The sequence below is a fragment of the Photobacterium proteolyticum genome (assembly GCF_001939735.1).
In the GTDB taxonomy this organism is placed as follows: Bacteria; Pseudomonadota; Gammaproteobacteria; order Enterobacterales; family Vibrionaceae; genus Photobacterium; species Photobacterium proteolyticum.
In genome coordinates this window covers 104947-130741 of sequence record NZ_MJIL01000053.1, presented here as the reverse complement: position 1 = coordinate 130741, position 25795 = coordinate 104947, and the positions used below count along the sequence as shown (strand labels likewise).

The window sequence follows — 25795 nt, the reverse complement described above, 5'->3', positions numbered from 1 at the left end:
GGACCTATTATGAAGAAAGCTTGCCGATGGCCTCTATTACACGTGACGGAGGCAGCTCATTGAGGCATTTCAAGTGGCCGAATGGACACTCTCGCTTGAAGCACGGGCGACAGCTTATATCGGTATGAACGATTTCTACCTGCTGTGAAAGTGGCGGTGTGTAATCCGGTGAGGTAGAGCCATACACAGCGACAATCTTGGTACCGACAGCTGCGGCGATATGCATTAAGCCTGAATCATTGCTTATCACGATGTGACAGCTTGCCAGTAGATCGACGGCTTCAACCAGTTGCGTTTTTCCTGCCAGATTTGCGCAGTGCTGGCGCAGTTCCGGGGCTATTTGTTGTTGGATATCTGATGTGACAGCTTGGTCTTTATTCGAGCCAAACAGCCATACCTGATAGCCTTTTTGGATCATTTCGCTGGCAACTTGCGCAAAATACTTGTCTGGCCAGCGTTTGGCCGGACCAAACTCGGCACCCGGGCACATCCCGATTATCGGACGGGCTAAATTAAGGGCAAGGTGCTCGATACTGCGTTGTTGTGATGCACTGTCGACGAGTAGTTTCGGTTGGGGGATAGCGGATAGGCAACTGCTGTCACCCATATCTTGCTTTTGATAGGCCAGAGCACAGTAGCGTTCAACCATCAGGCCAAAGTCTTTTTTGTTCGTTCGGATATCATTGAGCAGCCCATACCGTGACTCGCCCTTCCATCCAGTACGAGACGGAATGCCTGCGAATAAAGGTATCAAGGCTGATTTGGCCGAATTGGGAAGCACATAGGCATGGGTGTACTGCGCTTTACGCAGCTTCTTGCCGAGCTGGTAACGCCCTTTGAGATTGAACTCACCGTGGCCGATTGGCATCTCGATGGCATTATCGATCTCGGGCATGCGTTCCAAAATAGGTCGGCACCAGGCCGGAGCCATGACGTCAATTGATGCATCAGGGTGTTGTTGTTTCAAGCTGATATATAATGCTTGGGACATCACCATATCGCCCACCCAGGATGGACCTATAATCAGAATTTTCATAGCATGCCAGGAATTAGATTTTGTCTACACGGATTTCCAATCTTAGCATATGTTGTGTATGATTTTCTAATATTCTGAAAGGCAGAATACGGCTTAATATTTCTGTCAGTACAATAATCAGTAGTATTTACGTTTGGGTTGATTGAATGAGTGTTAGGAAAATAATAGATAAAATACGCCTTAGCCGCGATTTAATAAGAAGGCGAATTGGCATTTTATTATTCGATAATAAAAAAACAAATGCAGTTGATGCAAGTCAACTAAATAGAATCGTTATTTTTCGGCTAGATGCAAAAATCGGTGACTCTATTGTTTCTTCTTTTGTTTACAAGGGATTTAAACGTCGTTTCCCCAATGTAACTATTGACGTTATTACAACGGCTGAAATGAGTGATATGTATAGCACTTACTTTGGTGTGGATAATGTATATATTTCGAAGAAAAGGCCAGCATACAATGAGATCGCCAAGCTTGCTGATAAAGTAGCAGGGGCTGATTTGGTTGTTCATTTTTCGAAATCATTAAAGATGAAAGATCTGTTTTTTTTAAAACGTTTAAATGGAAAAGCGGTTGCCGGTTTGGATGATGAGGTCAATCTGGTCAATATTAAGCTCGGAAATAAAACAGATGATCAGCACTTTTCCTATAAATATAAAACCCTGCTTGAATATTATGGTGTGACTGATGTCGATGACTCTTATGTTATTCCAAATAATCCTAAATGTTATGATGATGTGGCTGATGAAACTAACTTAAAAGGCGATAAGCTTATTATTATTAACCCCTTTGGTAGCGGTACGCCACGAAAACTATCAAAGGAAAACTTAACTTTATTAATTGATAAAATAAGAAAACTTGAATTAGGTGTAAAAATTTCCTTTACGGTTTCGCCTTCAGAGAAGAGTACTGTGGAAACACTGGTAAAGGAAAATGCTGATATTTGTTTTCTATTGGACTCGTGCCGTTCTATTTATCATGCTATTGCGCTGATTAACTTGGCTGATTTGGTGATCAGTGTAGACACATCAATGATTCATATAGCCAGTGGCCTGAATAAAAAACTGGTTGCCTTGTATAATCCTGATATGAACAATTATAAAGAGTGGGCACCGAAATCTGACAGATTTGAAGTGATTTTCTCGAAAGAGAATCATATCAATGGTATCGAGATAGACAAAGTTGTTGCTGGGGTGAAGCAGCTTATGGTGGATGAAAAGACTCTCGGCTAGCTATAAGACTTCCGTTCTAACTGTTTCACTCGAAACAATTAGAACGGATGCTTGTTAATTTGTCTTACTCCGACTTGTTGATGCCATAAGGTGTGTAGGCGATTTTCTCTTGCCTGACCTTATCAAACAGTGCCTCATTGACAGAAGAGCGAGGTAATTCAACATGATAGAGGTGAATTTGGTTGGCCATGAAAAATACGTTTTTGACTTTTACGCCTGCAAGCCTTAGTCGATAGTCGATATCGCTATCTTCACCGATACCTGGCGCTTCGTACCTTTCATCGAATCCGTTTATGCTCAGTAAATCCGCCTTGTTGGCAGAGAAGTTACAGCCGACTAATCCTTTATTTTTTCTATTGAGGAAGGCTGATAGTGTTGGCTGGGTAATGCGAAAGCCTTTCTCTATATTTTTTCCCTTTCCTCGCAGGTAGTCACTGAGGATTGCACTGCGGTAGGACTTAAATAGCTTGTTAGGTTCTGCGTGATCCTTTTCCCTTATTTGGTCGCTGACTGTGGGTGAGAGATCCGCTCTTCTTCCATTTAGGCAGGTACAGGGCTCGGACTGACTAAGGTGATCGCTGACAAAATTGTCCTGAGGGATACAGTCGCCGTCAATAAAGATAAGATAATCATTGGTCGCCTTCATTATTGCTTGATTCAGGATCTTGTTTTTGCGAAAGCCTTTATCTTCATGCCAGACATGATGAATATCAAAGAGATAATTGCTACTTAGCGATTTCACTTCGTTAACATTTTCATCATTAGAGCCATCGTCAGCGATGACGACGTCAAAGTTATCGTCATATTGATTATTTAACGCTGTTAAGATCATCTTCAAACTTTTCACATTGTTATAAAAAGCGATGATAACGCTGGCTTTAAGCATGCGTATTCTCCTGCAGGCGGGGAAGGGCGATAGATATAAAATAGAACATACAGATAGTCTGATACTCTAGTTGGTTGGTATAAAATATACCAATAATGAAAAAGGCCATAATAACGCATAAGCCTGAATACTTAATGTTTGGACTTGCCGTGAGAATACTCCTAGCTATCAGGGCAATAAGCAGTAAAAACAACAACTCATAGATAATACCAAGCTTGTTAGCCGCATCTAGAATGCCATTATGGGTGTCTCTAAAGGAAAACTTTGAATAGTGACCTATTATATTTTCGTTAGTAGAGTTGATGAATGCTGTGTATTCTTTTTCAAAATTAATCGGGCCACTGCCGAAGAAGAAAGCGCTTGGGTTGTTGGTCAGTTTCTCTAGAGCAAACAAAGAGCCTGACTCCCACATTTTAAGACGTGCCGAGTTTGATTCGTTACTTGTTGTATTGGTTATGCTGATAATTCTGTCCTGTACCACACTCGCTTTCGATGGGAACATAAACATTAATAGCGGCAAAATAACAATTACTACAGCGGATACTTTTAGCAACATATCTCGTTTGTATGCGACTAGGTACAGTATGCTGACAGTGAACGAGGCTACGACTCCTCCTCTGGAACCACTAAGGAGCAGGCAAATAAAAGCAATAACAATCAGGCATAAAAAAGCGACTCGACGGTTCTTTTTTTCTTTGCCGTCCAAGGTAAGAGGTAACAAAAAAACGATGAAGTAGGTGAGAACTTCGGCCCAGCGGCCGACATCCAGGAAGCTAGAAATCCTTTGACCTCGCCAAGAATCAAGGTTTAGAGCCTGATAGGCTGCAAATATGGCGGCAAAAATAAAACCGACACAAAGGGATTTTATTGCTAATTCTTTGTTTTCTTTGCTCATATTGAGCATGAAGAGACAGGGGATTGCGAGCAGAAAGGCGGCCTTTCGGGCAAAATATAATGTATCAACTGTGTTGAATGGGTATATAGCGGTGGATACCAGGCCTATTAGATACAGTGCTATTGATAATATAAATACCTTGTTGCTGGCTATTTGTGCTCGGTATGTTTTGTTACTGAAAAATGAGTAAATAAACAGAAGCAAGAGTAGAACAATAGAGATATTCAACCCGGCTTTTGATGTAAAGACAGAAACCCCGAAGAAGGCAATGATGGCTTTCTCGAAAAAGTTGATATTCACGATATGTCTCATTGCTTATTTAACTACCTTCATTATCTGTTCTAGGTTGTCGTTATGTACTTCAATGCAAAATAGCTCTTTTGCTCGACTTTTTAATTGTTGCGCTAATGGGCTGAATGCTATGAGGTTAATGCTCATTTCATTAAGCTGGTGTTGAATGTCACTGACCTTGAGGGGGTTAACCGTAAATGGGTAGTTTTCCCCGAGAATTTCCGGAATTGCGCCGGTATTTGCACCAAGAATTAGCTTTTCTGCTGCCATCGCTTCAATCACAGTGAGCCCGAATGCCTCATTATGTGACAAGATTGCCACGATGTTCATGACGGCAAGCATATTCTCGGTATCGCTCCGAAAGCCGGGAAGGTGAATTTGTTTAGATAGGCCACTGTCTTTGATTGTCGCCTGAATGTCTTCTACCAGTTCGATATCAGAGCCCTGATCGGCTTGCAATCCACCAACCATCAGGAGGTGAAAAGGTTGATCGGGGTTTTGGTTAACCAAGGCGATGAATGCATTAAGTAACTCTTTTTGCCCTTTAGCGTGGTTAAACCGCCCTACGGTCCCGATGACAATGGCATCGTCAGGAATGCCAAGTTCTTTTCTAACCTTCAGGACATGATTGGGATCGTCAATTGCCGGGTGTATCTCTGTCCCCAGCCATAGGCGCTGGATTTTTTTCGCTGGCACCGGCAGCGCTTTGAGGTTGCGCTTTTTGGTTGCTTCGCTGATCGACAGTACCTGATCGACGTGGCTATATACCCAGCGGTGATAAATATCTTTTTTGGGCCGAGTGACCCCCATATGTTCGGTAAAAAGAACTCTGTACGAAGATATTGTATCCAGTAGCGCTGCTACGACTAAATCGCCGGATTTGTGGCAATGGATCAGGTTGACATCGTTTTGCTTAAGCCATTGATGAATAAGCTTAAGCTGCTTCAGTACTGCAAATTTTGATTCAACTTCGTAGGTTTCTATGCCTTGCTCTCGCATCCCTTGGGCAACCCGGGTGCCTTTTAGGCACAGTCCAAGTACTTTCCAGCCTTTTTCCCTGAACTGACCGCCGGTACGAATTGGGTACATCTCCAATCCCCCCCAACCCTTGGATAGACAAATATGCAATACTGCTTGGTTAGACATTACTTAAAAACCTTTGGGTGCCGGCAGGCAACTCGCTTCGTCGGTTGAAGATCCGTTGTTTTATAGTGAGATAACAAGGCAAGCTGGGTATGCCCAGCTTGCCTTGTTGGATTTATCTCGTCAGCTTACTAATTAATTAGCGACATGTACTCGGCAACGCCTTCGGCGACAGACTTGAACGGCTTATCGTATCCGGCTGCGCGTACTTTGGTCAGATCCGCCTGGGTAAAGGCTTGGTAGCGACCTTTTAGGTGATCAGGGAAAGGGATCTCTTCTATTTCACCCTTGCCATGATGCTTGATAACGGCTTTGGCTACTTCGCGGAAAGACTCGGCATTGCCGGTACCGCAGTTAAAAATACCCGAGACGTTGTTTTCCCAGAACCAAAGGTTCATCTGGCAGACATCGCCGACATAGACAAAGTCACGTTTGAATGTATCGGAGCCTTCGAACAGCTTCGGGTTTTCACTTTTGTTGATCTGGGTATTAAGGTGGAAGGCAACCGAGGCCATGCTGCCTTTATGCTGTTCGCGAGGGCCGTAGACGTTGAAATAGCGGAAACCGGTGATTTGAGATAGAGTTTCGCCATGCTCCTTGGCATCTTGCCACAGACGACGAACATAGTTGTCAAACTGCTGCTTGGAGTAGCCGTAAACGTTCAGCGCACCCTCATACTGCTTCTCTTCGATGAAGTCATGATCGCGACCGCCGTATGTTGCTGCCGAAGAAGCATATAGGAACGGGATTTGACGCTCAAGGCAGTAATGTAACAATTCTTTTGAATATTCATAGTTGTTAAGCATCATGTACTTGCCATCCCACTCCGTGGTTGCAGAACATGCGCCCTCATGAAAAATGGCATCGATCGGACCAAATTCGTCACCGGCCATGATCTGGGTAATGAAGTCTTCCTTATCCATGTAATCAGCGATATCCAGATCAACCAGGTTGGCAAACTTGGTTCCGTCCTTCAGGTTATCCACAACCAGGATGTCGTTGCGTCCTTGCTCGTTCAGAGCCTTTACGATATTGCTGCCGATCATGCCGGCGCCACCAGTTACGATAATCATGGTTATTCCAGTCTTTAATACATTGGGACAACGGCCGCATAACTGCCACCGCTATAAATATTCTTTGTGATAACATTACACTATTGCCATTGGGCGACGGAAGTAGTGAGAAGCAAATGAAGACCCGCGACAGAATTATTCAGGCAGCACTGGAGCTTTTCAACGAAAGCGGTGAGCCAAACATAACCACGAACCACATTGCCGCTCATCTGGGGATCAGCCCCGGCAATCTGTATTATCATTTTCGCAATAAAGAAGAGATTATACACAGTATTTTTGACGAATACGCCCGTGATTTGAGTATTCGTTTCCAGCCTCAAGGGGAATCTAACGTAACTGCCGATAATTTATTGGGTTATCTCGATGCGGTATTTATGTTGATGTGGCGATATCGTTTTTTCTACGCCAATCTGCCCGATATCCTGCGCAGGGATCCCGAGCTACAGGAAAAATACCTGGCCGCGCAAGAAGGGCTGCATCAAAACATTATGGGGATGATGAATAGCTTCCGTGCCAGCGAGTTGCTTGATCTTGATGATGATGAACTGCTTAGCCTGGCCAACACCCTGAAGCTAGTTGCCTCTAGCTGGATTTGTTACCAGACCACCCAGGCTGCAGGGGCAAAAATTACCAAGGCGGTGATCTATCAGGGCGTGTTGCAGATGCTGAGCATTGTGCGGCCGCTGACTACGGCTAAAGGAAAAGAGCAGGTGATCCTGCTTGAATCGCACTACTGCGAGCAGGTAAAGCGTAATGCCTAAGTGCTGATAGCCCGGCTCTGAGATGTCTGAACGGATATGTCAGGGCGCTCTTTGAGGTTTCCGCTGAGATCTGATTATAGGGAGTTAGGGGTATAGTGCTGAAATACGTACCAGCTGGACATCTTGTTCAGCAAGCCCCGGCAATTGCTCCTCGAGTGTGGCCAGTGTAACGGGGTAGGGGTGGCCAATGGCGACGGCATAACCGTTACGCTTGGCACGCCTGACTGCTTGAGCCAGTTGCTGGCGAACAAACTGCGGGGTACGGTAATGGTCGAGAAAGATGTGGCGGCGCAATGCAGGGATCCCCTGGGCGCGCGCCTGCTTGAGAGCGATTGACTTTGCCGTTGTTCGGCTGTCGAGAAAATTGACTCCCTGCTCTCCCAGGACATCCATGACCCAGCCCATCGCCTCGGTATTCTGGGTAAGGGCGCTGCCCATATGATTGTTCATGGCGACGGCATTTGGTACCCGGCTCAGGGCATGGCGCAGGGTTTGCTGAAGCTCGGCCTGTGACATTTTCCCGGTAAGAGTCGTCAGCTCCAGCGGTGCCGTACGTTGTGGCTCCATCGGCATGTGCAGCAGGGTGTCACGCTGCTCCAATCCGGCCTGTTTGGCCGTGGCAAGATCATAAGGGGTGTCCGGCAGGATAGAGATACTGACTTCCGGCGGCAGGGTCGACAGTGCAGCAGGCATGGCCCGGTAACCCAAGTCATCAATGACTATGGCGAGTTTGGCTGCGAGGCTGTGTCCTGGCAGCGCCAAGCTGAAGAGCAGAGAAAACCAGAGTGCAATCCATCGCATGTCAGGTGTCCTTATCGGTACAAGCTTATCTTTTCAGCCAGCCTTTGGGGTTAGTGGGATTGCCTTTACGGCGGATTTCAAAATATAGTCCCGAACGTTCCTGTCCGCCGCTGTCACCGACAAGTGCAATGGCTTCGTTGGCCTGTACCACATCACCGACTTTTTTGAGCAAGGTCTGGTTGTAACCGTAGAAGCTCATATCGCCTTTGCCATGGTCGATAACCAGCATTAGGCCATATCCGCGTAACCAGTCGGCAAATACAATTTTGCCGGAATACACGGCCTTGACCTGGCTGCCTGTTGCTTTTCCGATCACCATACCCTTCCAGCGCAGTTCGCCTTGTTGAGGAGTGTCGTAATGATGAAGGATTGCGCCTGTGACCGGCCACGGCAGCTTGCCTTTGTGTCTTGCCAGCCCGTCCATCGGTACGCGTCTTGCTGCCTCGGCAGCCGCTTTGGCCTTGGCGATCTCTTTGACCAGGCGCTGTTCGTTGCTCTTGAGCTCGGACAGGTACTGAGAGTCTGATTTTAGCTGGCCCCTGATAGTACGCACTGTTTTATGGCGTTGTCGTTGCTCGTTCTCCAGCGTACTTTTCTCGGTTTTGAGCTGGGTCAGCAATGTTTTTTGCTGCTGACGCTGCTGGGTCAGCTGGTGTGCCTTCAGCTGTAGCTCTGTCGTGGTTGCGGCGAGTTCATCCAGTGTCTTGGCGCGCGCTTCACTGAGGCGTTCGGCATAGATCGACATTCGGTCAAGCTCGGTGCTGTCTTCACCACTGAGCAACGAGGCTAGCTGGCTGTTTTTTCCCTGGCGGTATTGGGTGCTGAGCAGCTCTTTCAGCATTTCTTGCTGGCCGAGCTGTTGTTGCTGAAGGCGTTGCTGTTCTTGCTGAAGCTTACTGATAGAGCGGTCGAGCTGCTTGAGCTGATTATCGGCCTTGTGGATTTTTTGGGCCGTTGCTGCGATAGCAAGCTCCTGCTGTTTTAGGGATTGTTGCAGCGTATTGATTTTTTTTTGCTTGGTGCTTAGCTGATCCTGCTGGCGTGAGATTTCCTTTTTGACGCCTTCGAGCTGGTTCTGGTTGCTTGCCAGGCTTGGTTGTGAAAATGTCAGACATAACAAAGCGCCAGTGCATAATGCACTGGCGCGGAGGATGTTGCCTAGGTGTTTGATCTTATCCCGCATGAGGGAGATTATTTCAGATCAAACAGCACCTGACCAGTCATCTCTGCAGGGATTTCCATATCTGTTAGCGCCAGCATAGTTGGTGCAAGATCAGACAGTTTACCGCCTTCTTTCAGGGCAAGAGACTTGTCACCGACGTAAACAAGCGGTACTGGCAGGTTGGTGTGCGCAGTGTGGATACCACCGGTTTCAGGGTTAATCATCATTTCGGCGTTACCGTGGTCGGCAGTGATCAGCAACTGACCGTCAACTTCTTTGATTGCCTCAACTACTTGGCCAATGCAGCTATCCAGTGCTTCACAAGCCTGGACTGCAGCATCGTAAACACCGGTATGGCCAACCATGTCGCCATTCGGATAGTTACAGATAATAGTATCGAATTCACCGCCCTTGATGGCTGCAACCAGCTTTTCAGTCAGCTCCGGTGCACTCATTTCAGGCTGTAGATCATAGGTCGCTACTTTTGGTGAAGCGACTAGCGAGCGAGATTCGCCGTCAAACTCCGTTTCGACACCGCCGTTGAAGAAGAAAGTAACGTGCGCGTACTTTTCAGTTTCAGAGATACGCAGCTGTTTCTTGCCTTTCTTCGATAGCCACTCGCCCAGCGTGTTATCAAGGGTTGCTGGTGGGTAAGCAATAGCCAGGTTAATGTCAGCAGCGTACTGGGTTAGCATCACGAAATCAGCCAGCGCAGGCACTTTAGCACGCTCGAAGCCAGCAAAGTCTGTCTCGAAGGCACGGGTGATCTGGCGGGCACGGTCAGCACGGTAGTTCATGAAGATAACGGCATCGCCATCTTCCATCGCAGCAACATCCTGGCCTTCGGCACGGATTTCAGTGGCTTTTACGAACTCATCGTTTTCATCACGCGCGTAGGCTGCTTCAAGGCCTTCCACGGCAGATGCCGCTGAGAACTCGGCTTTCGCTGCAGTAAGCAGGTCGTAGGCGACTTCAACACGGTCCCAGTTGTTGTCACGGTCCATTGCGTAGTAGCGGCCAACCAGTGACGCCACACGGCCTTTGCCTAGTTCGGCAAACAGGGCATCAAAGCGCTCCAGTGATGCCTGTGCGCTACGTGGTGGTGTATCACGGCCGTCCAGGAAGCAATGCAGGTAGATTTTTTCTGCGCCGCGCTTGGCTGCCATTTCAACAGCTGCTGCAATGTGGTCTTCATGGCTGTGAACACCGCCCGGAGACATCAGGCCCATGATGTGAACAGCTTTGCCGGCATTGATAGCCTTGTCCATCGCCGCAACCAGTGCTTCGTTTTCGAAGAAGTCGCCGTCGGCAATAGATTTGGTGATGCGTGTCAGATCCTGATAAACAACGCGACCGGCACCAATGTTGGTGTGACCAACCTCAGAGTTACCCATCTGACCGTCTGGCAGACCCACATCCATGCCCGAAGCAGAAATTAGGGTGTTGGCTTCATTTGCCATCAAGCCGTCCATCACCGGAGTGTTTGCGTTTGCAATTGCGTTGTCGGAATTGTCTTCGCGGTAACCCCAGCCATCCAGGATAACTAAAGCCAGTGGCTTCTTAGCAGACATATGCTGTCCTCTCGTAAAGTTAGAAATCTGAGTGTAATTTAGACCAATTACCTTAAATATCTGCGAAGTATCTAAGGTGATTGGTCTGGTTGTGTGTAATTTTACTACAAATCATGGCCAAAACTGTAGGGCAAGATCAAACAATGCTGTAAATGGATTGTTATCTTCCTACGAGAAATATATGCATTTCTGCCTTTGAGTGTAAGCCCTGATTGAGAGTTTTTTTCTATTTCATTGAAAGGTGGAAGCTGAAAACGATTGTTCAAGGCGTATACTATTATCGCCGGAATCGAGTGAGCCAATACGCGGAATTGTTGACGCCTGCTGTACAACAACGTTGCCGCGGGTATACTCGGGTTCCTTTGAGGTGGAGTCTGGCCCTGATTATCAGGTGTCTTGTATTAGGAAAATAGAGCGAAAGTCATGCAGCAATACATCGATTTTGTTACAAGTAATCCAATGTTATCCCTGGTATGGGTGGGTTTGGTCGTGGCAATCATCGCGTCTTATGTGAAACAGAAGGCCGCGGGCTATAAAGTTGTTACCCCCAATGAAGCGACGGTCATGGTGAACCGTGAAGACGGCGTATTCATCGATATCCGTAGTCGTGATGAGTACCGCCAGGGTCATATTTCGGGTGCCCTTCACATTTTGCCGAGCCAAATTAAAGAACAGAACTTTTCAGAGCTTGAAAAGCACAAAACAGCCCCAATCATTGTGGTATGCAAGACAGGCCAGACAGCACAAGAGAGTGCCAATCTGTTACATAAAGCCGGTTTTGAGAACGTTAATTTGCTGAAGGATGGCCTGATTTCTTGGAATGAAGCCAATCTGCCGCTGATCCGCAGCAAATCCAGCAAGGGCAAGAAGTAATCTCTTGTCGCTCGGAACGCGCCATACTAGGCAGTGTCTCCGATGCAAACCGAATTTGTGCAGCGTGTGATAATTATCATGGTTGCGAATATTTATGATCTCATGTGATGAGATTGAGAGAGAAAAGGACACGAAAATGGCTGAAGCAGCAAACAACGAAGCACAACAGAACTTCCAGATCCAGCGTATCTTCCTGAAAGATGTTTCTTTCGAAGCGCCGAATTCACCTGATATGTTCCAGAAAGAGTGGAACCCAGATGTGAAACTGGACCTGGATACCCAGAGCCGCGAGTTGGGTGAAGGTGTTTTCGAAGTGATTCTTCGTCTGACTGTAACTGTGAAGAACGCCGATGACACGGCATTCCTGTGTGAAGTTCAGCAGGGCGGTATTTTCTCTGTTTCAGGCATGGAAGCGCCTCAGCTTGCACATTGCCTGGGTGCATTCTGCCCGAATATCCTGTTCCCATATGCGCGTGAAACTATTTCAAGCCTAGTGGTTAAAGGTACTTTCCCTCAGCTGAACCTGGCACCTGTTAACTTTGATGCTTTGTTCATGAACTACCTTCAGAACCAGGCGCAAGCTAACCCTGAAAGCACTGAAGCCTAATCGCTAAAGTGGCCGTTATGAATCAGAACGTAGACAAAGCAATCACGATGACAGTGCTGGGTGCCGGCTCTTACGGCACCTCCCTGGCCATCTCTCTGGCCCGAAATGGTGCTAACGTCATATTGTGGGGCCATGAGCCTGAGCATATGGCGCAGCTCGAGATTGACCGTGCCAATGAGGCTTTCCTGCCGGGCGTTCCGTTTCCCGACTCGCTGATTGTCTCGGCGGATCTGGAGGCGGCTGTTCAGGCCTGTCAGGATTTGCTGGTGGTAGTTCCGAGCCATGTGTTTGGTGAAGTACTGTCGAATGTGAAGCCTTACCTGCGTGATGATTCACGTATTTGCTGGGCAACCAAAGGGCTTGAGCCTGACACCGGGCGCTTGCTCAAAGAGGTTGCCATCGATGCATTGGGTGAGGATGTTCCGCTGGCCGTGCTTTCCGGCCCGACGTTTGCCAAAGAGCTGGCGGCGGGGATGCCGACCGCGATCGCTGTGTCTTCTCCTGATGAGGTCTTCGTCCGTGAGCTGCAGGAAAAAATTCACTGCAGCAAGACATTCCGTGTCTACAGCAATACCGATTTTATCGGCATGCAGCTGGGCGGCGCGGTGAAGAATGTGATTGCGATTGGTGCCGGTATGTCTGATGGTATTGGCTTTGGTGCCAATGCCCGTACCGCATTGATCACTCGCGGTCTGGCGGAAATGTGTCGCCTTGGCGCTGCCCTGGGCGCCCAGCCGGAAACCTTCATGGGGATGGCGGGACTGGGGGATTTGGTGCTGACATGTACCGATAACCAGTCACGCAACCGTCGTTTTGGTCTGGCCCTGGGCCAGGGCAAAACGGTTGATGCGGCACAGGATGACATTGGCCAGGTGGTCGAAGGCTATCGCAACACCAAGGAAGTCTGGGTACTCTCCCAGCGCTACGGGGTTGAGATGCCGATTACCGAACAGATTTATCAGGTGCTTTATCAGGGCAAAGATGCCCGTGAAGCGGCCAAAGATCTGCTGGCTCGCGAGAAAAAAGACGAATAACGGCAAAATAGCTGCCGCGTACAGGATCACGAGCAATATAACAACGCGTGCTGCCAAGCCCGCGTTGTTTTTTTTTTCAAGCACGTTAAAGTTAAACAGATACCGATTTGATGACAAAACGAACAGAGGGTGATGTGAAGGAGTGTCAACAATATGAGGTCTGGCAGGCTATCAAGCGGGAAGCGCGGGAGCAGTCAGAGCAAGAACCGATGCTGGCCAGCTTTTATCATGCAACCATTATCAAGCATGATAACTTAGCCGCTGCGCTCAGTTATATACTGGCCAACAAGTTGGCGACGCCGTCGATGCCGGCGATGGCGGTGCGCGAGGTCATTGAAGAAGCCTTCGCTGCCGACTGTATGATCACCGAATCGGCAGCCTGCGATATCCGTGCTGTGGTTGAACGAGATCCTGCAGTAGAGATGTATTCCATCCCTCTGCTATACCTGAAAGGCTACCATGCCCTGCAGGGCTACCGTGTGGCCAACTGGCTGTGGAAACAAAAGCGGGTTGCCCTTGCTGTCTATCTGCAAAATCAAATTTCGGTCGCCTGTCAGGTAGATGTGCACCCTGCGGCGACGATTGGCCAGGGGATCATGTTTGACCATGCGACCGGTATTGTGATTGGTGAAACAGCCGTGATCGAGAATGATGTGTCGATTCTTCAGGACGTTACCCTGGGTGGTACGGGTAAGGAAGGCGGCGATCGTCATCCGAAGATCCGCGAAGGCGTGATGATCGGTGCTGGTGCCAAGATACTGGGCAATATCGAAGTCGGCGAAGGGGCGAAAATCGGATCCTGCTCGGTGGTGCTCAATCCGGTGCCTTCGCATACCACGGTGGCCGGGGTGCCGGCGAAAATTGTTGGTCGTCCAAGTAGCGAGAAGCCTGCGATGGATATGGATCAGCAATTTAACGGCAACGGCCAAACCTTTATGGCCGGTGACGGTATTTAAGTACGGTGTTGTGGTTCCAGATAGCAAAAGCGAGAGTTTAACGGCTCTCGCTTTTTTGTTTCTTATCGGGAGGTTGATCTATACCGCCCCTTTAAATCCAAGCTGACGCCAGGCTTCGTAACCGATGATGGCGGCGGCATTGGACAGGTTCAGACTGCGACTGTCCGGATGCATTGGGATACGCAGGCGCTGCTCGAGTGGCAGGCTGTCAATCAGCTCGGCTGGCAGGCCACGGGTTTCCGGACCGAACAACAGCACATCCCCTTCTTCGAACTTGGCGTTGGTATGGAAGTTGGTGGTTTTGGTGGTACAGGCAAAAATCCGACGGTTTTCCATCGCCGCCATGAAGGCATCGAAGTTTTTGTGGCGATGAACGTGCGCCAGATCGTGATAATCCAGCCCGGCACGACGTAGTTTCTTTTCTTCCAGGTCAAAACCGAGCGGCTCGATCAGGTGCAGGTTGGCACCGCAGTTGGCGCATAGGCGAATTATATTGCCCGTATTGGGGGCGATTTCAGGTTCGTACAGGGCGATATCAAACATTGTCTGGCTGTCAGTTTGCAAATTTGGCCATATTGTAGCGAAAAAAGCAGGCTTTCAGACAGCAGATTGTCTGAAAGCCATGCAGTTATGCCGGTTGATTAGAGAGTCAGGGGCAGGGTGATGGTGATCCGTAGCCCGCCAAGTGGACTGCGGCTGGCCATGATGGTACCGCTATGCTGGCGGATGGCGCTCTCGGTAATGGCCAGTCCCAGCCCGGTGCCGCCGCTACTGCGGTCCCGTGCCGTCGAAACCCGGTAGAACGGACGGAAAATATCATCCAGTTCATTGTCGGGCACCCCTTCACCGTTATCGTCGATGACGATATTGAGGGTGTGGTCCCTGACACTGAAGTTGACCTCTATGACATCGTTGCCGTATTTGATAGCATTGCGAACGACATTTTCCAGGGCGCTGATCAGCAGGTTGGGATTTCCGCTGACAGGCCATTCGCCCAGGTCATTGACTTTGAAAACTTTGTTGTTTTGCTCGGCCTCGAAACGGGCATCTTCCAACATCTCATACCATAGGCTGCGTGCATCGGAGTGTTCGCGAAGCTCATGGCTGTTGACCTGCATTCGCGACAGTTCCAGCAGTTCGCTGATCATCTTTTCCAGCCGCTCTGCCTCGGTATCGATACGGCTGAGCTCTTTGCTCTCTCCCTGCTTGCGTTGGGCCAGGGCGGTAGCCATTCTCAGGCGGGTTAGCGGCGAGCGCAGCTCATGGGAGATATCCGACAGCAGCCGCTGCTGACCCCCGATCATCTGGTTGATGGCCTGAACCATCTGATTGAAGCTGGCCCCGGCCTGCTTGAACTCCCTCGGCCCGGCTTCCAGCTTCGGATCAGCCTCGAACTGCCCGGTTGCCACCCGCTCTGCGGCCTGTTGCAGTCGACGGGCCGGCATACTGATCGCCCATGCGAGCCAGAGTAGCAGGGGCGTACTGACCAGCATTGTGACGAGAAGCAGCTGGAACGGTTTATCCAGAATCTGAACAAAAAATGGCGGAGGCTTGCGCGAGACCCGGCCGACATACATCAGCACGGTTTGTTGCTCGTAGCTGAAGGCAAACGGCCCGGCCATCATCCAGCGCCCGTAAAGCTTTTGTTTCGGCGAACTAGGGCTATCGGCCATGGTGATAAAATTACGCAGTGCCTTGTTGCGGCCATCCGGCGTAATAATTTCACCTTCTTCGGTGGTGAAATAAAGCTGAAATCCCTTGTGTCGGTCGTGGTTGGTAAATCGCTGTAACCTGTATTTGAGCGGTCCCCTGTCGCGGGTGATTTTCTCGGCAATGCTCAGTGCCGACTCCTGAAACCGCTTCTGCTGGCGTTCCGGTATCGTATGCTGGGCCCGGGGATCGAGGTTGGGTAGCAACAAAACTGTCACGACGACAATCAGCAGGGTCAGCCAGAATACGGCGAAAATCCGGCCATACAGGCTGGAAAAACGAGGTAGCTTCATTATCTGCCTCCTTGTTGGCCGCGTCGGTTAACTGCCAGTGTACCGGGCTGCATTATATTTCCTCGACTAATAGGTAGCCTTTACCGCGAAGGGTCTTGATGCGAGGTTTGCCGTCAGTACGCTCAGGCAGTTTTTTGCGTAGGTTCGATACATGCATATCAATGGCACGATCGAACTGAGCCAGACGCTTGCCCAGCACCTCAAGGCTGAGTTCATTCTTGGCAATGATTTTGCCCGGATGCTGAATAAAGTAACTCAGCAAGGCCAGTTCGGTGCCGGTCATTTCTATCGGCATTCCCTTGCAGAAGACTTCCTGTCGCCCCGGATAGATATCAATATCCTGATAGGTCAGGCAGTCAGGGGTATTATTGCGCGAGTCGTTACCGGCAATTTGTGTCCGGCGCAAAATAGCGCGCATCCGTGCCAGCAGCTCACGATCACTGAAGGGTTTGGGCAGGTAGTCATCGGCACCGAGTTCCAGCCCCAGCACCCGGTCAATCTCTTCGCCTTTCGCTGTCAGCATGAGTACCGGTGTCGAGTAGCTTTCCCTGAGTTTACGCAGCATTTCGGTGCCGTTCATTTTCGGCATCATGACATCGAGCAGGATCAGATCGATACTGTCATCGACTTTGCTGAGGCCCTGCTCGCCGTTGTTGGCCTCCAGGATCTCGAACCCCTCCATTTCGAGGATATCGCTGAGTAGTGAGGTCAGCTCCGTATCGTCGTCGACCAGCAAAATTTTTGCCATGTTAGCTACCTTATTGTTTCAGTCTCGCCCTATGTAGGTAAATACGTGACAGGATGAATGAGATAGCCTCAGTATCGCTAATCTAGCTGCGGGAACCAAGTTAATGTCAGTTGGCTTTACGCAGTTTTACGTTCTTTAGACAGCAGTTTACCTTGTGGTCGTTATTCTTAACTCATACCCGCTGACGGACATTTGGAGAAGAACATCATGACTACATTCAAGAAAACACTGATAATGGCAATCGCGCTTCCTCTGGCTCTCGGTTCTGCCTCTGCGCTGGCTTTTGGCGGCGGTAAGGATGGTCACCATGGTGGCTATCATGGTGGCTATCATGGTGGTAAAGGTGGCTGCGGTATGAAAGAGGGCTACAAGGTTTTCCGCAAGCTTGACCTGACCGATGAGCAGAAGCAGCAAATGAAGGATATGCGCGAAGCCAACCGCGATGCGATGAAAGACAGTTTCGGTGAGCAGCGTGCCGTAATGCAGGCGAACCACCAGAAAATGCAGTCCTTGCTGCTGGCCGCTGATTTTGACGAAAATGCGGTCCGCGAACTGGCTCAGCAGATGTCAGAACAGCAGGTTGAACGCCGGATCACCATGATGAAGAAGCGTCATGAAATGCTAAACATTCTGACCGCCGAGCAAAAAGAAAAATACCAGCAGCTACAGGCCGATCGTGCAGAACAGTGCCAGGCTCGCTGGGCCGAAAAGAATCAGTAAGTTGGCTCTCACTGACGAAGCCGCAGCCTAGGTTGCGGCTTGCATTTCGTTACTCAAACCAATAAATCCCTCAGTAAATTACCTTTCTCTACTATTTTTGTTATTAATTTTCACCGTAAAAAAGCTATACTGCGTGACATTGCCCAGTGAGTGCTATGAATAGGTGTGATTATCATGGATGAAAATGCACAGTCGCCCGCGGTTATCACTCTCCCTAGATGCACAACTGGTGGCTCTGATGGCAGGATATATACTTAAGGCATGATGAGGCCTTGTAGGCGGTATCTCCTTGGTCGTCAACCAGAACGCTAACAGTTTCGTTTCATATCCGTTGTCGGATCAGGCAAATATCATGCTGCTGGCTGAAGTCAGGGATGATCGTGATATGAATCAACAAAATTTTTTATCAAAATTGTAATACTTCTACATTAGTAGGAAAGTTACAGTTTACACGAGCATAAGCCCGGCATGTCGGCTTATGGTGCCGAGAGGGGGAACCTCGGTAACTCGTGCCGGATTTGATTTTTCAATTCCCAAAGTCAGAGGGTAACCATGATTAAAAAGATTGGTGTATTGACCAGTGGTGGTGACGCACCTGGTATGAATGCGGCGGTTCGCGGTGTTGTTCGTGCTGCATTGTCAGAAGGCCTGGAAGTTTATGGTGTATATGACGGCTATCAGGGCCTGCATCAGAACCGTATTGAAAAGCTGACTCGCTCTAGCGTGTCAGATGTGATCAATAAGGGTGGTACATTCCTGGGTTCAGCACGTTTTCCTGAGTTTAAAGACGAGAAGGTACGTGCACAGGCTATCGAGAACCTGAAAATTCACGGTATCGACGCACTGGTTGTGATCGGCGGTGACGGTTCGTACATGGGGGCGAAGAAGCTGACTGAAATGGGCTATCCATGTATCGGTCTGCCGGGCACCATTGATAATGACGTAGCAGGAACTGATTACACGATCGGTTACCTAACGGCACTGAACACGGTTATTGATGCCATTGACCGTCTGCGTGATACGTCTTCTTCTCACCAGCGTATCTCAATTGTTGAGGTCATGGGGCGTCACTGTGGTGATCTTACCCTGATGTCTGCGATTGCCGGTGGTTGTGAATATATCATCACACCGGAAACAGGCCTGAACAAAGAAGAGCTGCTGGCGAAGATCAAAGAAGGGATCTACAAAGGCAAGAAGCATGCGATTATCGCACTGACTGAGCTGATGACGGATGCCAACGAGCTGGCGAAGTACATTGAAGATGAAACGGGCCGTGAAACGCGCGCGACCGTGCTTGGTCACATTCAGCGTGGCGGACAGCCAACGGCATTTGACCGTATTCTTGCATCTCGCATGGGTGCGTATGCGGTTGAGCTGTTGCAGGAAGGTCACGGCGGTCGCTGTGTGGGTATCCAGAATGAAAAAATGGTTCACCACGACATCATCGATGCGATTGAAAACATGAAGCGTCCGGTTCGCAAAGATCTGTACGATCTGGCTGACAAACTGTTCTAAGACAGGTTTTACTTGATAGATAAAAGCCGACTTTAGAGTCGGCTTTTTTGTTTTTGTTGCTGTGCCGTCCATTAAAAAGGCCACCCGAAGGTGGCCTTTGTTATGCTTGATAATCAAGGTTGATTATTTTTTCGCTTTAGCTGCTGCTTTAGCGATAGCTGCGAAGCTTTCTGCATTCAGTGCCGCACCGCCAACTAGCGCACCGTCGATGTCCGGCTGTGCGAAGTATGCTTCAGCGTTTTCAGGCTTAACAGAACCGCCGTACTGGATAACAACTTTCTTGGCTACTTCTTCGCTCTTCTCAGCGATGTGTGCACGGATAGCTGCGTGAATACGCTGTGCATCGTCAGCTGTCGCTGCTTTACCAGTGCCGATTGCCCAGATTGGTTCATAAGCGATGATTGCACCGTCCAGGGCTTCAACGCCTTGGGTGTTGATCACAGCATCGATCTGACGAGCACACACTGCAACAGTTTCGCCAGCTTCGTTCTGAGCTTCAGATTCACCGATACAAAGAACAGGTGTCAGGCCGTGCTCTTTTAGGAAAGCAAATTTCTTCGCTACGAACTCGTCTGACTCGCTGTGGTATTCACGACGCTCAGAGTGGCCGATGATGATGTGGCTTGCACCGAAGTCTTTTAGCATCTCAGGAGAGATATCACCTGTGAATGCGCCGCTCGCGTTAACGTCGACATTCTGTGCACCAAGGATGATTTTGCTTTCACCTTTGCCGATTAGCTGCTCAGCCAGGTCAAGGTACATTGCTGGTGGAGCTACTGCTACGTCAACACCTTCAACACCTTTAAGTTCAGCATCAAGGCCCTTAAGTAGGTTAGATACCATTTCCTTGCTACCGTTTAGCTTCCAGTTACCCATAACCACAGGATGGCGCATAGCTTTTCTCCAAATCAATTTGATGTAAAAAATAATACCAAAAAGCGTAATTCTCTGATCTGATCAGACAACTATGCTGTTTGGTATCCAGCCATTTTGTAAAAATATAACAGCCTAGGCTGATACTTTTACTGTCCAAAATCATTTCTGTGCTTGGTTGTACCTTTTTCAACAGAAAAAGTGAACTCTCGGCTGAAAATAATTTTAAATAATTTATTTTAGCAGATAAAAAAAGCAGAAAAAGACAGTGATCAATGGTTGAAAAACAACCTAATTGCTTGGCTTGTCAGCAATAGATCAGGTAAGTTGGGTCTTCTGGGATACAGTTTCCTGTATTTTCAACGATTAACAGCATTTCTTAACGTCATGGAGGAAGATGTGCCGAATCTTGTCATGGAATATGCCGATCCGGTTGCCGAACGTGTCAATGTACCGGGGTTGTTGGAAGACTTACACCAAATCTTATTAACATGCGGCCTGTTTGAGCCCGACTCAGTTAAATGTCGCAGTTATCCCTGTCATACCTGGCTGGTAGGCACTGAGGGAGATCTCAATACCTTTATCCATATCGAGCTGAGTATGCTGTCGGGGCGCACTACAGAGCAAAAGCGGGAGCTGGCCAGAAGCTTGATATCGGTGTTGGAGCAGCATGCAAGTACCATCAATAGCCTGACTGTCGATGTGCGCGATATGGATCGTGACAGCTTTATCAAGGTGAGTTGCTAACCTCGCTGCCAGCAGGCTCACTCTTCCCGTTGCTGGGGCAACACCTCTTGCTTCTTTGACGGGGGGGAGAAGGGCATTATCTTCGCCTGGTGTTCCGTTAGCGTCTCAGGCGCGTTTAGTGCCTGGGCAAAGCGTTTTAGCTGTACCTGCAGTTCGGCCATCAGCAGTATGTTGGTGTGGTTGGGGTTTTTCCCCTTGGCAATGACCTGGTTGATATGGCTCATTTGGGCCCGGAGCCTGGGTTGCATTTCGGTACTGGCATTGCTGATGATTGCTTCACTCATCGACAGCCGTAGTGCTTCTAGATCGTCCGGTGCCTGTTCCGCCATTGCTCGTAATTCATCAAAGGAAGGTAAATCTTGCATAACGTATCCCCCAATCTCGCCACCGGCGTTTATACCCACGAGATTCACCCTGAACGATGAGTGGGCTGGTATGTGTTATGCCTTTAAAGGTAGCCAGTCCGTTTGTTGCGGACTGACTCAATTGTGAGACGTTGCATGAGATTGCAGTGATACAAGGTGACCCTTGACCGTTAGCTAATGCTTACCAGTAGTGCTCCATGGTGATTTGGCCGGGCTTGCGACGCAGGTTCTTGGTAAAGCCCATGGATTCCAGCACGGCCTTGGTTTCCCGGACCATTTCCGGATTACCGCAAAGCATGATCTGACTTTTTTCGGGGCTGAGCGGCAGGCCGATATGGCGCTCCAGCATGCCATCGGCTATCGCCAGCGGGATCCGGCCCGGAAGCGATAAGGGGGCAGGCTCACGGCTGACAAAGGGCTGGACGATCAATTGCTCCGGATACTGTGCCTTGAGCTCGTTAATTTCAGCCTGATAACTGAGATCGGCGGCGTAGCGAACAGCATGGATCAGCACGACCTTGCGGAATCGGCGCCAGACATCGGCTTCACGCAGGATAGACAGGTAGGGGCCGATAGCGGTTCCGGTCGCCAGCAGCCATAGGTGTTCGCTGTCGGGGACTTCATTGAGAGTGAAATAGCCATTGGCCCGTGCTGAAATAAACACGGTGTCCCCGCTATCAAGGGCATGGAGGCGTGGGGAGAGCAGGCCGTCGGCAACCCGGGTAGCATAGATCTCTATATTGTTATCGCTGGGGGGATTGACAAAGGAGTAGGCTCGCTGGACCATTTTGCCGTCAATTTCCAATCCAAGCTTGGTAAACTGCCCAGCCTTGAAAGGCTCTATATTTGCATGCAAGACAAGGCTAAACAGGTCACTATTCCAGTGACGATTGGTGATAACCTTCGCGGGGATCCAGTCGGCCATAATAATCTCCTAATTATGATTTTTGTATTCGATAAGCGCAGCGCCTCTCTCCGGCAATAATGTGTTCGTTTCGCTCGACGCGGTACTCGTTGCCCAACAAGCGTTGGAAGACAGAAAGCTCTGATTTACATAGGGAAGGACAGCGCGTGGCGGCATGGCAGATCGGGCAGTGGTTTTCCACCAGAATGAAGTCTTCACCGTCCTGGTGAAGCTGGGCCATGTAGCCTTCCTGTTCCCTCAGTGTAGTAAGTATTTCCAGTTTTTCTCTTACATTATAGCTGTTTGCCAATGCATGCCGATATTGTTCAAAGGTTTGATTCTCTCTGCGTTCAACCACCTGGTTGAGCCCGTCAGTCCCAAAGAGCTCCTCGACAGAATCAAGCATTTGAATAATAAGTTCGCCATGGCGGTCGGCAAAGCGGCGGTGGCCCTTGCTGGTCAGGTTCCAGTGCCGGGTCGGGCGACCAACCTTGGCCTTGATATCCTGGTAATCCACCAATCCGTCTTCCTCTAGCCCCTGTAGGTGCTGGCGTACGCCCATGGTCGTCAGTTTGAATTCTTCGGCCAGCACCTTGGCTGTGACGGGGCCATCCCGCTTCATGCGATAGAGTATTTTTTCAATCGTTTTCATATCAGCTGCTATTTCCTTTATTGGTTTATTATGTAGCCAGTTAAGTAAATAAAGCAACAGCTTTACAAAGTTAAGTATATACCAGAAGTGCCGAGCCGGTGGGAGGGCCTGCTGTTGGCAGTGGAGATAAAAAAAGGCGTGCATCAAATGCACGCCTTCGTTACAACCTGGAGGGCCGGTTACAGAATATGCCCTTTGACAGCATCGTCTTTGCGTGCCAGATAATGGGTCGACTTGATACGGCGGATAGTACGGCATTTGCCGCGGATCAGCAGGGTTTCCGTCGTGGCGATATCGCCCTGGCGGCTGATCCCGTCAAGCAGATCACCTTTGGTAATACCGGTGCCGGCAAAGATCACATTGTCACTCTGGGCCATGTCTTCCATACGCAGCACGATGTTCGGTTCGATACCCATTTCGTGGCAGCGTTCGATTTCAACCTGGCCCAGCTGGCGATTTTCCTCGCTGTCGCCTTTGACCTCGTGGCGCGGCAGCAGGCGGCCGTGCATGTCGCCGCCCAGGGCGCGGATCGCGGCCGCCGAGACGACACCTTCCGGCGCGCCGCCGATGCAGTACATTACGTCGACTTCGCTGTCCGGCATACAGGTCAGGATAGAAGCAGCCACATCACCGTCAGGCACGGCAAACACGCGTACACCCATTGCCTGCATCTGGGCAATCACCTCGTCATGACGAGGCTTGGCCAGCGTGGTGACCACCAGGGTATCGAGCGTTTTGCCCAGTGCCGAGGCAATGTTTTCCAGGTTTTCAGTCAGCGGCAGGCTTAGGTCGATACAGCCTTTGGCCGCCGGGCCGACAACCAGCTTTTCCATATACATATCCGGCGCTTTCAGGAACGAGCCTTTCTCGCCGGCTGCCAATACGGCGAGGGCATTATTCTGGCCCATCGCCGTCATACGGGTACCTTCGATTGGATCAACGGCAATATCGACGGCATCGCCACCTGTTCCTACTTTCTCACCGATATACAGCATAGGCGCTTCATCAATTTCGCCCTCACCGATCACAATTTCGCCCTCGATCTCGGTCTGGTTGAGAAGGGTACGCATCACTTCCACGGCAGCGCCGTCAGCGGCGTTCTTGTCGCCGCGGCCAAGCCATTTGTAGCCAGCCAGTGCTGCACCTTCGGTGACACGAGAAAATGCCATTGCTAAATCGCGTTTCATTGTTACTCCAGAAAGAAAAAAGGCCCAAAAAAATCTGGCGCGATTTTATCACAGCTTGGGTGAAACGTTTGCGTTAATTTTTTGCCGTCGAAATGGCGTTATATTCGCGAAGATGGAGGCGCTTTTGCCCAGCGGCGCGTGATTGCCAGCGTGGAAGCGAGAATAAAAAAGAAGGCCTGCATTGCAGGCCTTCTTGAGGGGGGAACTCAGAGGGAGTGTACGCTGTTAGATGTCGTCTTCGACAGCCCAGCCCTTGGCGCACTCAACGGCACGCTTCCAGCCTCTGTAGCGGCGTTCACGTTTTTCTTCGTCGCCGTCTGGAACGAAGTTGCGATCCAGTACGGCTTTGTCTTTCAGCTCGTCAATACTGCCCCAGAAACCAACAGCCAGGCCGGCCAGGTAACCTGCACCCAGTGCTGTTACCTCGGTAACAACCGGGCGGTGAACTTCGGTAGCCAGAATATCGGACTGGAACTGCATCAGGAAGTTATTGGCCACAGCGCCGCCATCGACACGAAGGGAAGCCAGGTTGATGCCGGAGTCCGTCTGCATTGCATCCAGAACATCACGGGTCTGGTAGGCCACACTCTCCAGCGTTGCACGAATAATGTGGTTGGAGTTAACACCACGGGTCAGGCCGACAATCGCGCCACGCGCATACGGGTCCCAGTATGGTGCGCCCAGACCGGTAAAGGCAGGTACCACATAGGCTCCGTTGGCACTGCCCACTTTCTCGGCAAAGTATTCTGAGTCTTTGGCATCGTCCAGCAGCTTCACTTCATCGCGCAGCCACTGAATCGAAGCGCCGCCCATAAATACCGCACCCTCGAGGGCATAAGCCACGTCACCGGTAGGGCCACAGGCCAAGGTGGTTAGCAGGCCATTGTGAGAGGTCACTTTTTCCTTGCCGGTGTTCATCAGAAGGAAACAACCTGTCCCGTAGGTGTTTTTTGCCTGGCCCGGCTCGACACACATCTGGCCGAACAGTGCGGCCTGCTGGTCACCGGCAATACCGGCAATCGGGATACGGGTACCGCCCTTACCACCAATGTTGGTCTGGCCGTACACTTCCGACGATGCCTTCACTTCCGGCATCATTGACAGCGGAATATCCAGTGCCTTCAGAAGCTTCTCGTCCCACTGCATGGTGTTGATGTTGAATACCATGGTACGTGAGGCATTGGTGAAGTCAGTAACGTGGACACGTCCCTGAGTCATCTTCCAGATCAGCCAGGTATCAACGGTACCGAACAGAAGATTACCGGCTTCGGCTTCTTCACGCGCCCCTTCGACGTTGTCAAGGATCCACTTGATCTTGGTGCCCGAGAAATAAGGGTCGACGACCAGGCCGGTATTGTCGCGGATATATTCTTCCAGCCCCTGTGCCTTCAGTGTTTCACAGGTGTCGGCGGTACGGCGACACTGCCAGACGATAGCGTTGTATACCGGTTTACCGGTGTTTTTGTTCCACACGATAGTGGTTTCGCGCTGGTTGGTGATACCGATACCGGCTACCTGATCGGAGCGGATACCGGCCTTGGCGAGAGCTTCAACCAGTGTCGAGCTTTGGGTCGCGTAGATTTCGAGAGGATCATGCTCAACCCATCCGGCTTTTGGATAGATCTGAGTAAATTCACGCTGTGACGAGCACACAATGTTTGCGTTGTGATCCAGCACAACGGCGCGGGAGCTGGTTGTACCTTGATCTAGTGCAACAATGTACTTTTGCTCTGTTGTCATGATGGTTTCCTCTAGTAGTAATT

The 25795-nt window shown here is 49.8% G+C and carries 26 protein-coding genes; 9 read left to right on the top strand and 17 right to left on the bottom strand.

Going from position 1 to position 25795, the window contains the following annotated elements; translation table 11 throughout:
• Nucleotides 1-7: 7 nt before the first annotated feature.
• On the bottom strand, nt 8-1036 hold the full coding sequence (gene waaF / locus BIT28_RS07520; protein WP_075763008.1) for a lipopolysaccharide heptosyltransferase II: 1029 nt from the start codon (nt 1034-1036) through the stop codon (nt 8-10).
• A 146-nt stretch (nt 1037-1182) separates the two neighbouring features.
• Here waaF and BIT28_RS07515 point away from each other — a divergent pair, with 146 nt between their 5' ends.
• On the top strand, nt 1183-2265 hold the full coding sequence (locus BIT28_RS07515; RefSeq protein ID WP_083651763.1) for a glycosyltransferase family 9 protein: 1083 nt from the start codon (nt 1183-1185) through the stop codon (nt 2263-2265).
• 64 nt (nt 2266-2329) lie between these two features.
• Here the strand turns inward: BIT28_RS07515 and BIT28_RS07510 are convergent, their stop codons facing one another.
• The 4 genes from BIT28_RS07510 to rfaD all read right to left on the bottom strand — a co-directional run bounded on the left by BIT28_RS07510 (nt 2330) and on the right by rfaD (nt 6553).
• On the bottom strand, nt 2330-3151 hold the full coding sequence (locus BIT28_RS07510) for a glycosyltransferase (protein ID WP_075763006.1): 822 nt from the start codon (nt 3149-3151) through the stop codon (nt 2330-2332).
• Nucleotides 3144-4346, bottom strand: coding sequence for an O-antigen ligase family protein (locus BIT28_RS07505; protein WP_175577499.1), 1203 nt, complete (start codon nt 4344-4346; stop codon nt 3144-3146). The genes BIT28_RS07510 and BIT28_RS07505 overlap by 8 nt, the downstream gene beginning before the upstream one ends.
• 15 nt (nt 4347-4361) lie before the next feature.
• Complete coding sequence (locus tag BIT28_RS07500; RefSeq protein ID WP_075763004.1) at nt 4362-5483, bottom strand: glycosyltransferase family 4 protein; 1122 nt, start codon at nt 5481-5483, stop codon at nt 4362-4364.
• 128 nt (nt 5484-5611) lie between these two features.
• The gene (rfaD, locus tag BIT28_RS07495; protein ID WP_075763003.1) at nt 5612-6553 is read right to left on the bottom strand and encodes an ADP-glyceromanno-heptose 6-epimerase; all 942 of its coding nucleotides are present in this window, start codon (nt 6551-6553) and stop codon (nt 5612-5614) included.
• A 116-nt stretch (nt 6554-6669) separates the two neighbouring features.
• On the opposite strand from rfaD, the gene BIT28_RS07490 reads away from it, so the two are divergent.
• Entirely contained in the window at nt 6670-7314 is a 645-nt protein-coding gene (locus BIT28_RS07490; RefSeq protein ID WP_075763002.1) for a TetR/AcrR family transcriptional regulator, read from the top strand.
• Nucleotides 7315-7398: 84 nt separating this feature from the next.
• On the opposite strand, the gene BIT28_RS07485 is transcribed toward BIT28_RS07490, so the two are convergent.
• Genes BIT28_RS07485 through gpmM form a run of 3 tightly spaced genes read right to left on the bottom strand, consistent with a single transcriptional unit; the run spans nt 7399 to nt 10848 of the window.
• Nucleotides 7399-8115 (bottom strand): divergent polysaccharide deacetylase family protein, encoded by a 717-nt coding sequence (locus BIT28_RS07485; RefSeq protein WP_075763001.1) that lies wholly within the window; start codon nt 8113-8115, stop codon nt 7399-7401.
• A 25-nt stretch (nt 8116-8140) separates the two neighbouring features.
• Nucleotides 8141-9298: a peptidoglycan DD-metalloendopeptidase family protein gene (locus BIT28_RS07480; RefSeq protein ID WP_075763000.1), complete on the bottom strand. Its 1158-nt coding sequence runs from the start codon at nt 9296-9298 to the stop codon at nt 8141-8143.
• Between the two features lie 8 nt (nt 9299-9306).
• Entirely contained in the window at nt 9307-10848 is a 1542-nt protein-coding gene (gene gpmM, locus BIT28_RS07475) for a 2,3-bisphosphoglycerate-independent phosphoglycerate mutase (protein ID WP_075762999.1), read from the bottom strand.
• A 423-nt stretch (nt 10849-11271) separates the two neighbouring features.
• Between gpmM and BIT28_RS07470 the strand changes: the two genes are divergently transcribed.
• The 4 genes from BIT28_RS07470 to cysE all read left to right on the top strand — a co-directional run bounded on the left by BIT28_RS07470 (nt 11272) and on the right by cysE (nt 14318).
• Nucleotides 11272-11721, top strand: a complete 450-nt coding sequence (locus BIT28_RS07470) for a rhodanese-like domain-containing protein (protein ID WP_075762998.1) — start codon at nt 11272-11274, stop codon at nt 11719-11721.
• A 136-nt stretch (nt 11722-11857) separates the two neighbouring features.
• Entirely contained in the window at nt 11858-12328 is a 471-nt protein-coding gene (gene secB / locus BIT28_RS07465; protein WP_075762997.1) for a protein-export chaperone SecB, read from the top strand.
• Between the two features lie 17 nt (nt 12329-12345).
• Nucleotides 12346-13362: an NAD(P)H-dependent glycerol-3-phosphate dehydrogenase gene (gene gpsA / locus BIT28_RS07460; protein ID WP_075762996.1), complete on the top strand. Its 1017-nt coding sequence runs from the start codon at nt 12346-12348 to the stop codon at nt 13360-13362.
• Nucleotides 13363-13472: 110 nt separating this feature from the next.
• A complete protein-coding gene (gene cysE, locus BIT28_RS07455) occupies nt 13473-14318 on the top strand; it encodes a serine O-acetyltransferase (RefSeq protein WP_425439626.1) in 846 nt (281 codons plus the stop codon).
• Nucleotides 14319-14396: 78 nt separating this feature from the next.
• Here cysE and trmL read toward each other — a convergent pair whose 3' ends face one another.
• From trmL to BIT28_RS07440, 3 genes are all read right to left on the bottom strand, one after another.
• Nucleotides 14397-14861: a tRNA (uridine(34)/cytosine(34)/5-carboxymethylaminomethyluridine(34)-2'-O)-methyltransferase TrmL gene (trmL, locus tag BIT28_RS07450; protein ID WP_075762995.1), complete on the bottom strand. Its 465-nt coding sequence runs from the start codon at nt 14859-14861 to the stop codon at nt 14397-14399.
• 98 nt (nt 14862-14959) lie between these two features.
• Nucleotides 14960-16321: an envelope stress sensor histidine kinase CpxA gene (cpxA, locus tag BIT28_RS07445; RefSeq protein ID WP_075762994.1), complete on the bottom strand. Its 1362-nt coding sequence runs from the start codon at nt 16319-16321 to the stop codon at nt 14960-14962.
• Nucleotides 16322-16373: 52 nt separating this feature from the next.
• On the bottom strand, nt 16374-17069 hold the full coding sequence (locus BIT28_RS07440) for a response regulator (RefSeq protein ID WP_075762993.1): 696 nt from the start codon (nt 17067-17069) through the stop codon (nt 16374-16376).
• 207 nt (nt 17070-17276) lie between these two features.
• Between BIT28_RS07440 and BIT28_RS07435 the strand changes: the two genes are divergently transcribed.
• Nucleotides 17277-17789, top strand: a complete 513-nt coding sequence (locus tag BIT28_RS07435; protein WP_075762992.1) for a CpxP family protein — start codon at nt 17277-17279, stop codon at nt 17787-17789.
• Nucleotides 17790-18341: 552 nt separating this feature from the next.
• Nucleotides 18342-19304 carry a 6-phosphofructokinase gene (gene pfkA / locus BIT28_RS07430; RefSeq protein ID WP_075762991.1) on the top strand — a complete coding sequence of 321 codons (963 nt, stop codon included), beginning with the start codon at nt 18342-18344 and terminating at the stop codon, nt 19302-19304.
• Nucleotides 19305-19427: 123 nt separating this feature from the next.
• Here pfkA and tpiA read toward each other — a convergent pair whose 3' ends face one another.
• Nucleotides 19428-20198 (bottom strand): triose-phosphate isomerase, encoded by a 771-nt coding sequence (gene tpiA / locus BIT28_RS07425; RefSeq protein ID WP_075762990.1) that lies wholly within the window; start codon nt 20196-20198, stop codon nt 19428-19430.
• A gap of 378 nt (nt 20199-20576) precedes the next feature.
• Here tpiA and BIT28_RS07420 point away from each other — a divergent pair, with 378 nt between their 5' ends.
• Nucleotides 20577-20924: a 5-carboxymethyl-2-hydroxymuconate Delta-isomerase gene (locus BIT28_RS07420; protein ID WP_075763049.1), complete on the top strand. Its 348-nt coding sequence runs from the start codon at nt 20577-20579 to the stop codon at nt 20922-20924.
• 17 nt (nt 20925-20941) lie between these two features.
• Here the strand turns inward: BIT28_RS07420 and BIT28_RS07415 are convergent, their stop codons facing one another.
• From BIT28_RS07415 to glpK, 5 genes are all read right to left on the bottom strand, one after another.
• Nucleotides 20942-21289 (bottom strand): DUF3135 domain-containing protein, encoded by a 348-nt coding sequence (locus tag BIT28_RS07415; RefSeq protein ID WP_075763048.1) that lies wholly within the window; start codon nt 21287-21289, stop codon nt 20942-20944.
• Between the two features lie 181 nt (nt 21290-21470).
• On the bottom strand, nt 21471-22214 hold the full coding sequence (locus BIT28_RS07410) for a ferredoxin--NADP reductase (protein ID WP_075762989.1): 744 nt from the start codon (nt 22212-22214) through the stop codon (nt 21471-21473).
• 13 nt (nt 22215-22227) lie between these two features.
• Nucleotides 22228-22845, bottom strand: a complete 618-nt coding sequence (locus BIT28_RS07405; RefSeq protein ID WP_075763047.1) for a helix-turn-helix transcriptional regulator — start codon at nt 22843-22845, stop codon at nt 22228-22230.
• 179 nt (nt 22846-23024) lie between these two features.
• Nucleotides 23025-24032 carry a class II fructose-bisphosphatase gene (gene glpX, locus BIT28_RS07400; RefSeq protein ID WP_075762988.1) on the bottom strand — a complete coding sequence of 336 codons (1008 nt, stop codon included), beginning with the start codon at nt 24030-24032 and terminating at the stop codon, nt 23025-23027.
• Between the two features lie 225 nt (nt 24033-24257).
• Entirely contained in the window at nt 24258-25772 is a 1515-nt protein-coding gene (gene glpK, locus BIT28_RS07395; protein ID WP_075762987.1) for a glycerol kinase GlpK, read from the bottom strand.
• Nucleotides 25773-25795 lie beyond the last annotated feature (23 nt).

Bases quoted from the DNA above. Each gene is read 5' to 3' on its own strand.
- BIT28_RS07485 (WP_075763001.1), bottom strand. From the start codon at position 8,115: ATGCGATGGATTGCACTCTGGTTTTCTCTGCTCTTCAGCTTGGCGCTG.
- cysE (WP_425439626.1), top strand. From the start codon at position 13,473: ATGACAAAACGAACAGAGGGTGATGTGAAGGAGTGTCAACAATATGAG.
- BIT28_RS07435 (WP_075762992.1), top strand. From the start codon at position 17,277: ATGACTACATTCAAGAAAACACTGATAATGGCAATCGCGCTTCCTCTG.
- BIT28_RS07510 (WP_075763006.1), bottom strand. From the start codon at position 3,151: ATGCTTAAAGCCAGCGTTATCATCGCTTTTTATAACAATGTGAAAAGT.
- tpiA (WP_075762990.1), bottom strand. From the start codon at position 20,198: ATGCGCCATCCTGTGGTTATGGGTAACTGGAAGCTAAACGGTAGCAAG.
- BIT28_RS07490 (WP_075763002.1), top strand. From the start codon at position 6,670: ATGAAGACCCGCGACAGAATTATTCAGGCAGCACTGGAGCTTTTCAAC.
- waaF (WP_075763008.1), bottom strand. From the start codon at position 1,036: ATGAAAATTCTGATTATAGGTCCATCCTGGGTGGGCGATATGGTGATG.
- pfkA (WP_075762991.1), top strand. From the start codon at position 18,342: ATGATTAAAAAGATTGGTGTATTGACCAGTGGTGGTGACGCACCTGGT.
- gpsA (WP_075762996.1), top strand. From the start codon at position 12,346: ATGAATCAGAACGTAGACAAAGCAATCACGATGACAGTGCTGGGTGCC.
- glpK (WP_075762987.1), bottom strand. From the start codon at position 25,772: ATGACAACAGAGCAAAAGTACATTGTTGCACTAGATCAAGGTACAACC.
- BIT28_RS07515 (WP_083651763.1), top strand. From the start codon at position 1,183: ATGAGTGTTAGGAAAATAATAGATAAAATACGCCTTAGCCGCGATTTA.
- BIT28_RS07440 (WP_075762993.1), bottom strand. From the start codon at position 17,069: ATGGCAAAAATTTTGCTGGTCGACGACGATACGGAGCTGACCTCACTA.
- cpxA (WP_075762994.1), bottom strand. From the start codon at position 16,321: ATGAAGCTACCTCGTTTTTCCAGCCTGTATGGCCGGATTTTCGCCGTA.
- gpmM (WP_075762999.1), bottom strand. From the start codon at position 10,848: ATGTCTGCTAAGAAGCCACTGGCTTTAGTTATCCTGGATGGCTGGGGT.
- BIT28_RS07405 (WP_075763047.1), bottom strand. From the start codon at position 22,845: ATGAAAACGATTGAAAAAATACTCTATCGCATGAAGCGGGATGGCCCC.
- BIT28_RS07410 (WP_075762989.1), bottom strand. From the start codon at position 22,214: ATGGCCGACTGGATCCCCGCGAAGGTTATCACCAATCGTCACTGGAAT.
- rfaD (WP_075763003.1), bottom strand. From the start codon at position 6,553: ATGATTATCGTAACTGGTGGCGCCGGCATGATCGGCAGCAATATCGTA.
- BIT28_RS07415 (WP_075763048.1), bottom strand. From the start codon at position 21,289: ATGCAAGATTTACCTTCCTTTGATGAATTACGAGCAATGGCGGAACAG.
- glpX (WP_075762988.1), bottom strand. From the start codon at position 24,032: ATGAAACGCGATTTAGCAATGGCATTTTCTCGTGTCACCGAAGGTGCA.
- BIT28_RS07480 (WP_075763000.1), bottom strand. From the start codon at position 9,298: ATGCGGGATAAGATCAAACACCTAGGCAACATCCTCCGCGCCAGTGCA.
- secB (WP_075762997.1), top strand. From the start codon at position 11,858: ATGGCTGAAGCAGCAAACAACGAAGCACAACAGAACTTCCAGATCCAG.
- BIT28_RS07470 (WP_075762998.1), top strand. From the start codon at position 11,272: ATGCAGCAATACATCGATTTTGTTACAAGTAATCCAATGTTATCCCTG.
- BIT28_RS07500 (WP_075763004.1), bottom strand. From the start codon at position 5,483: ATGTCTAACCAAGCAGTATTGCATATTTGTCTATCCAAGGGTTGGGGG.
- trmL (WP_075762995.1), bottom strand. From the start codon at position 14,861: ATGTTTGATATCGCCCTGTACGAACCTGAAATCGCCCCCAATACGGGC.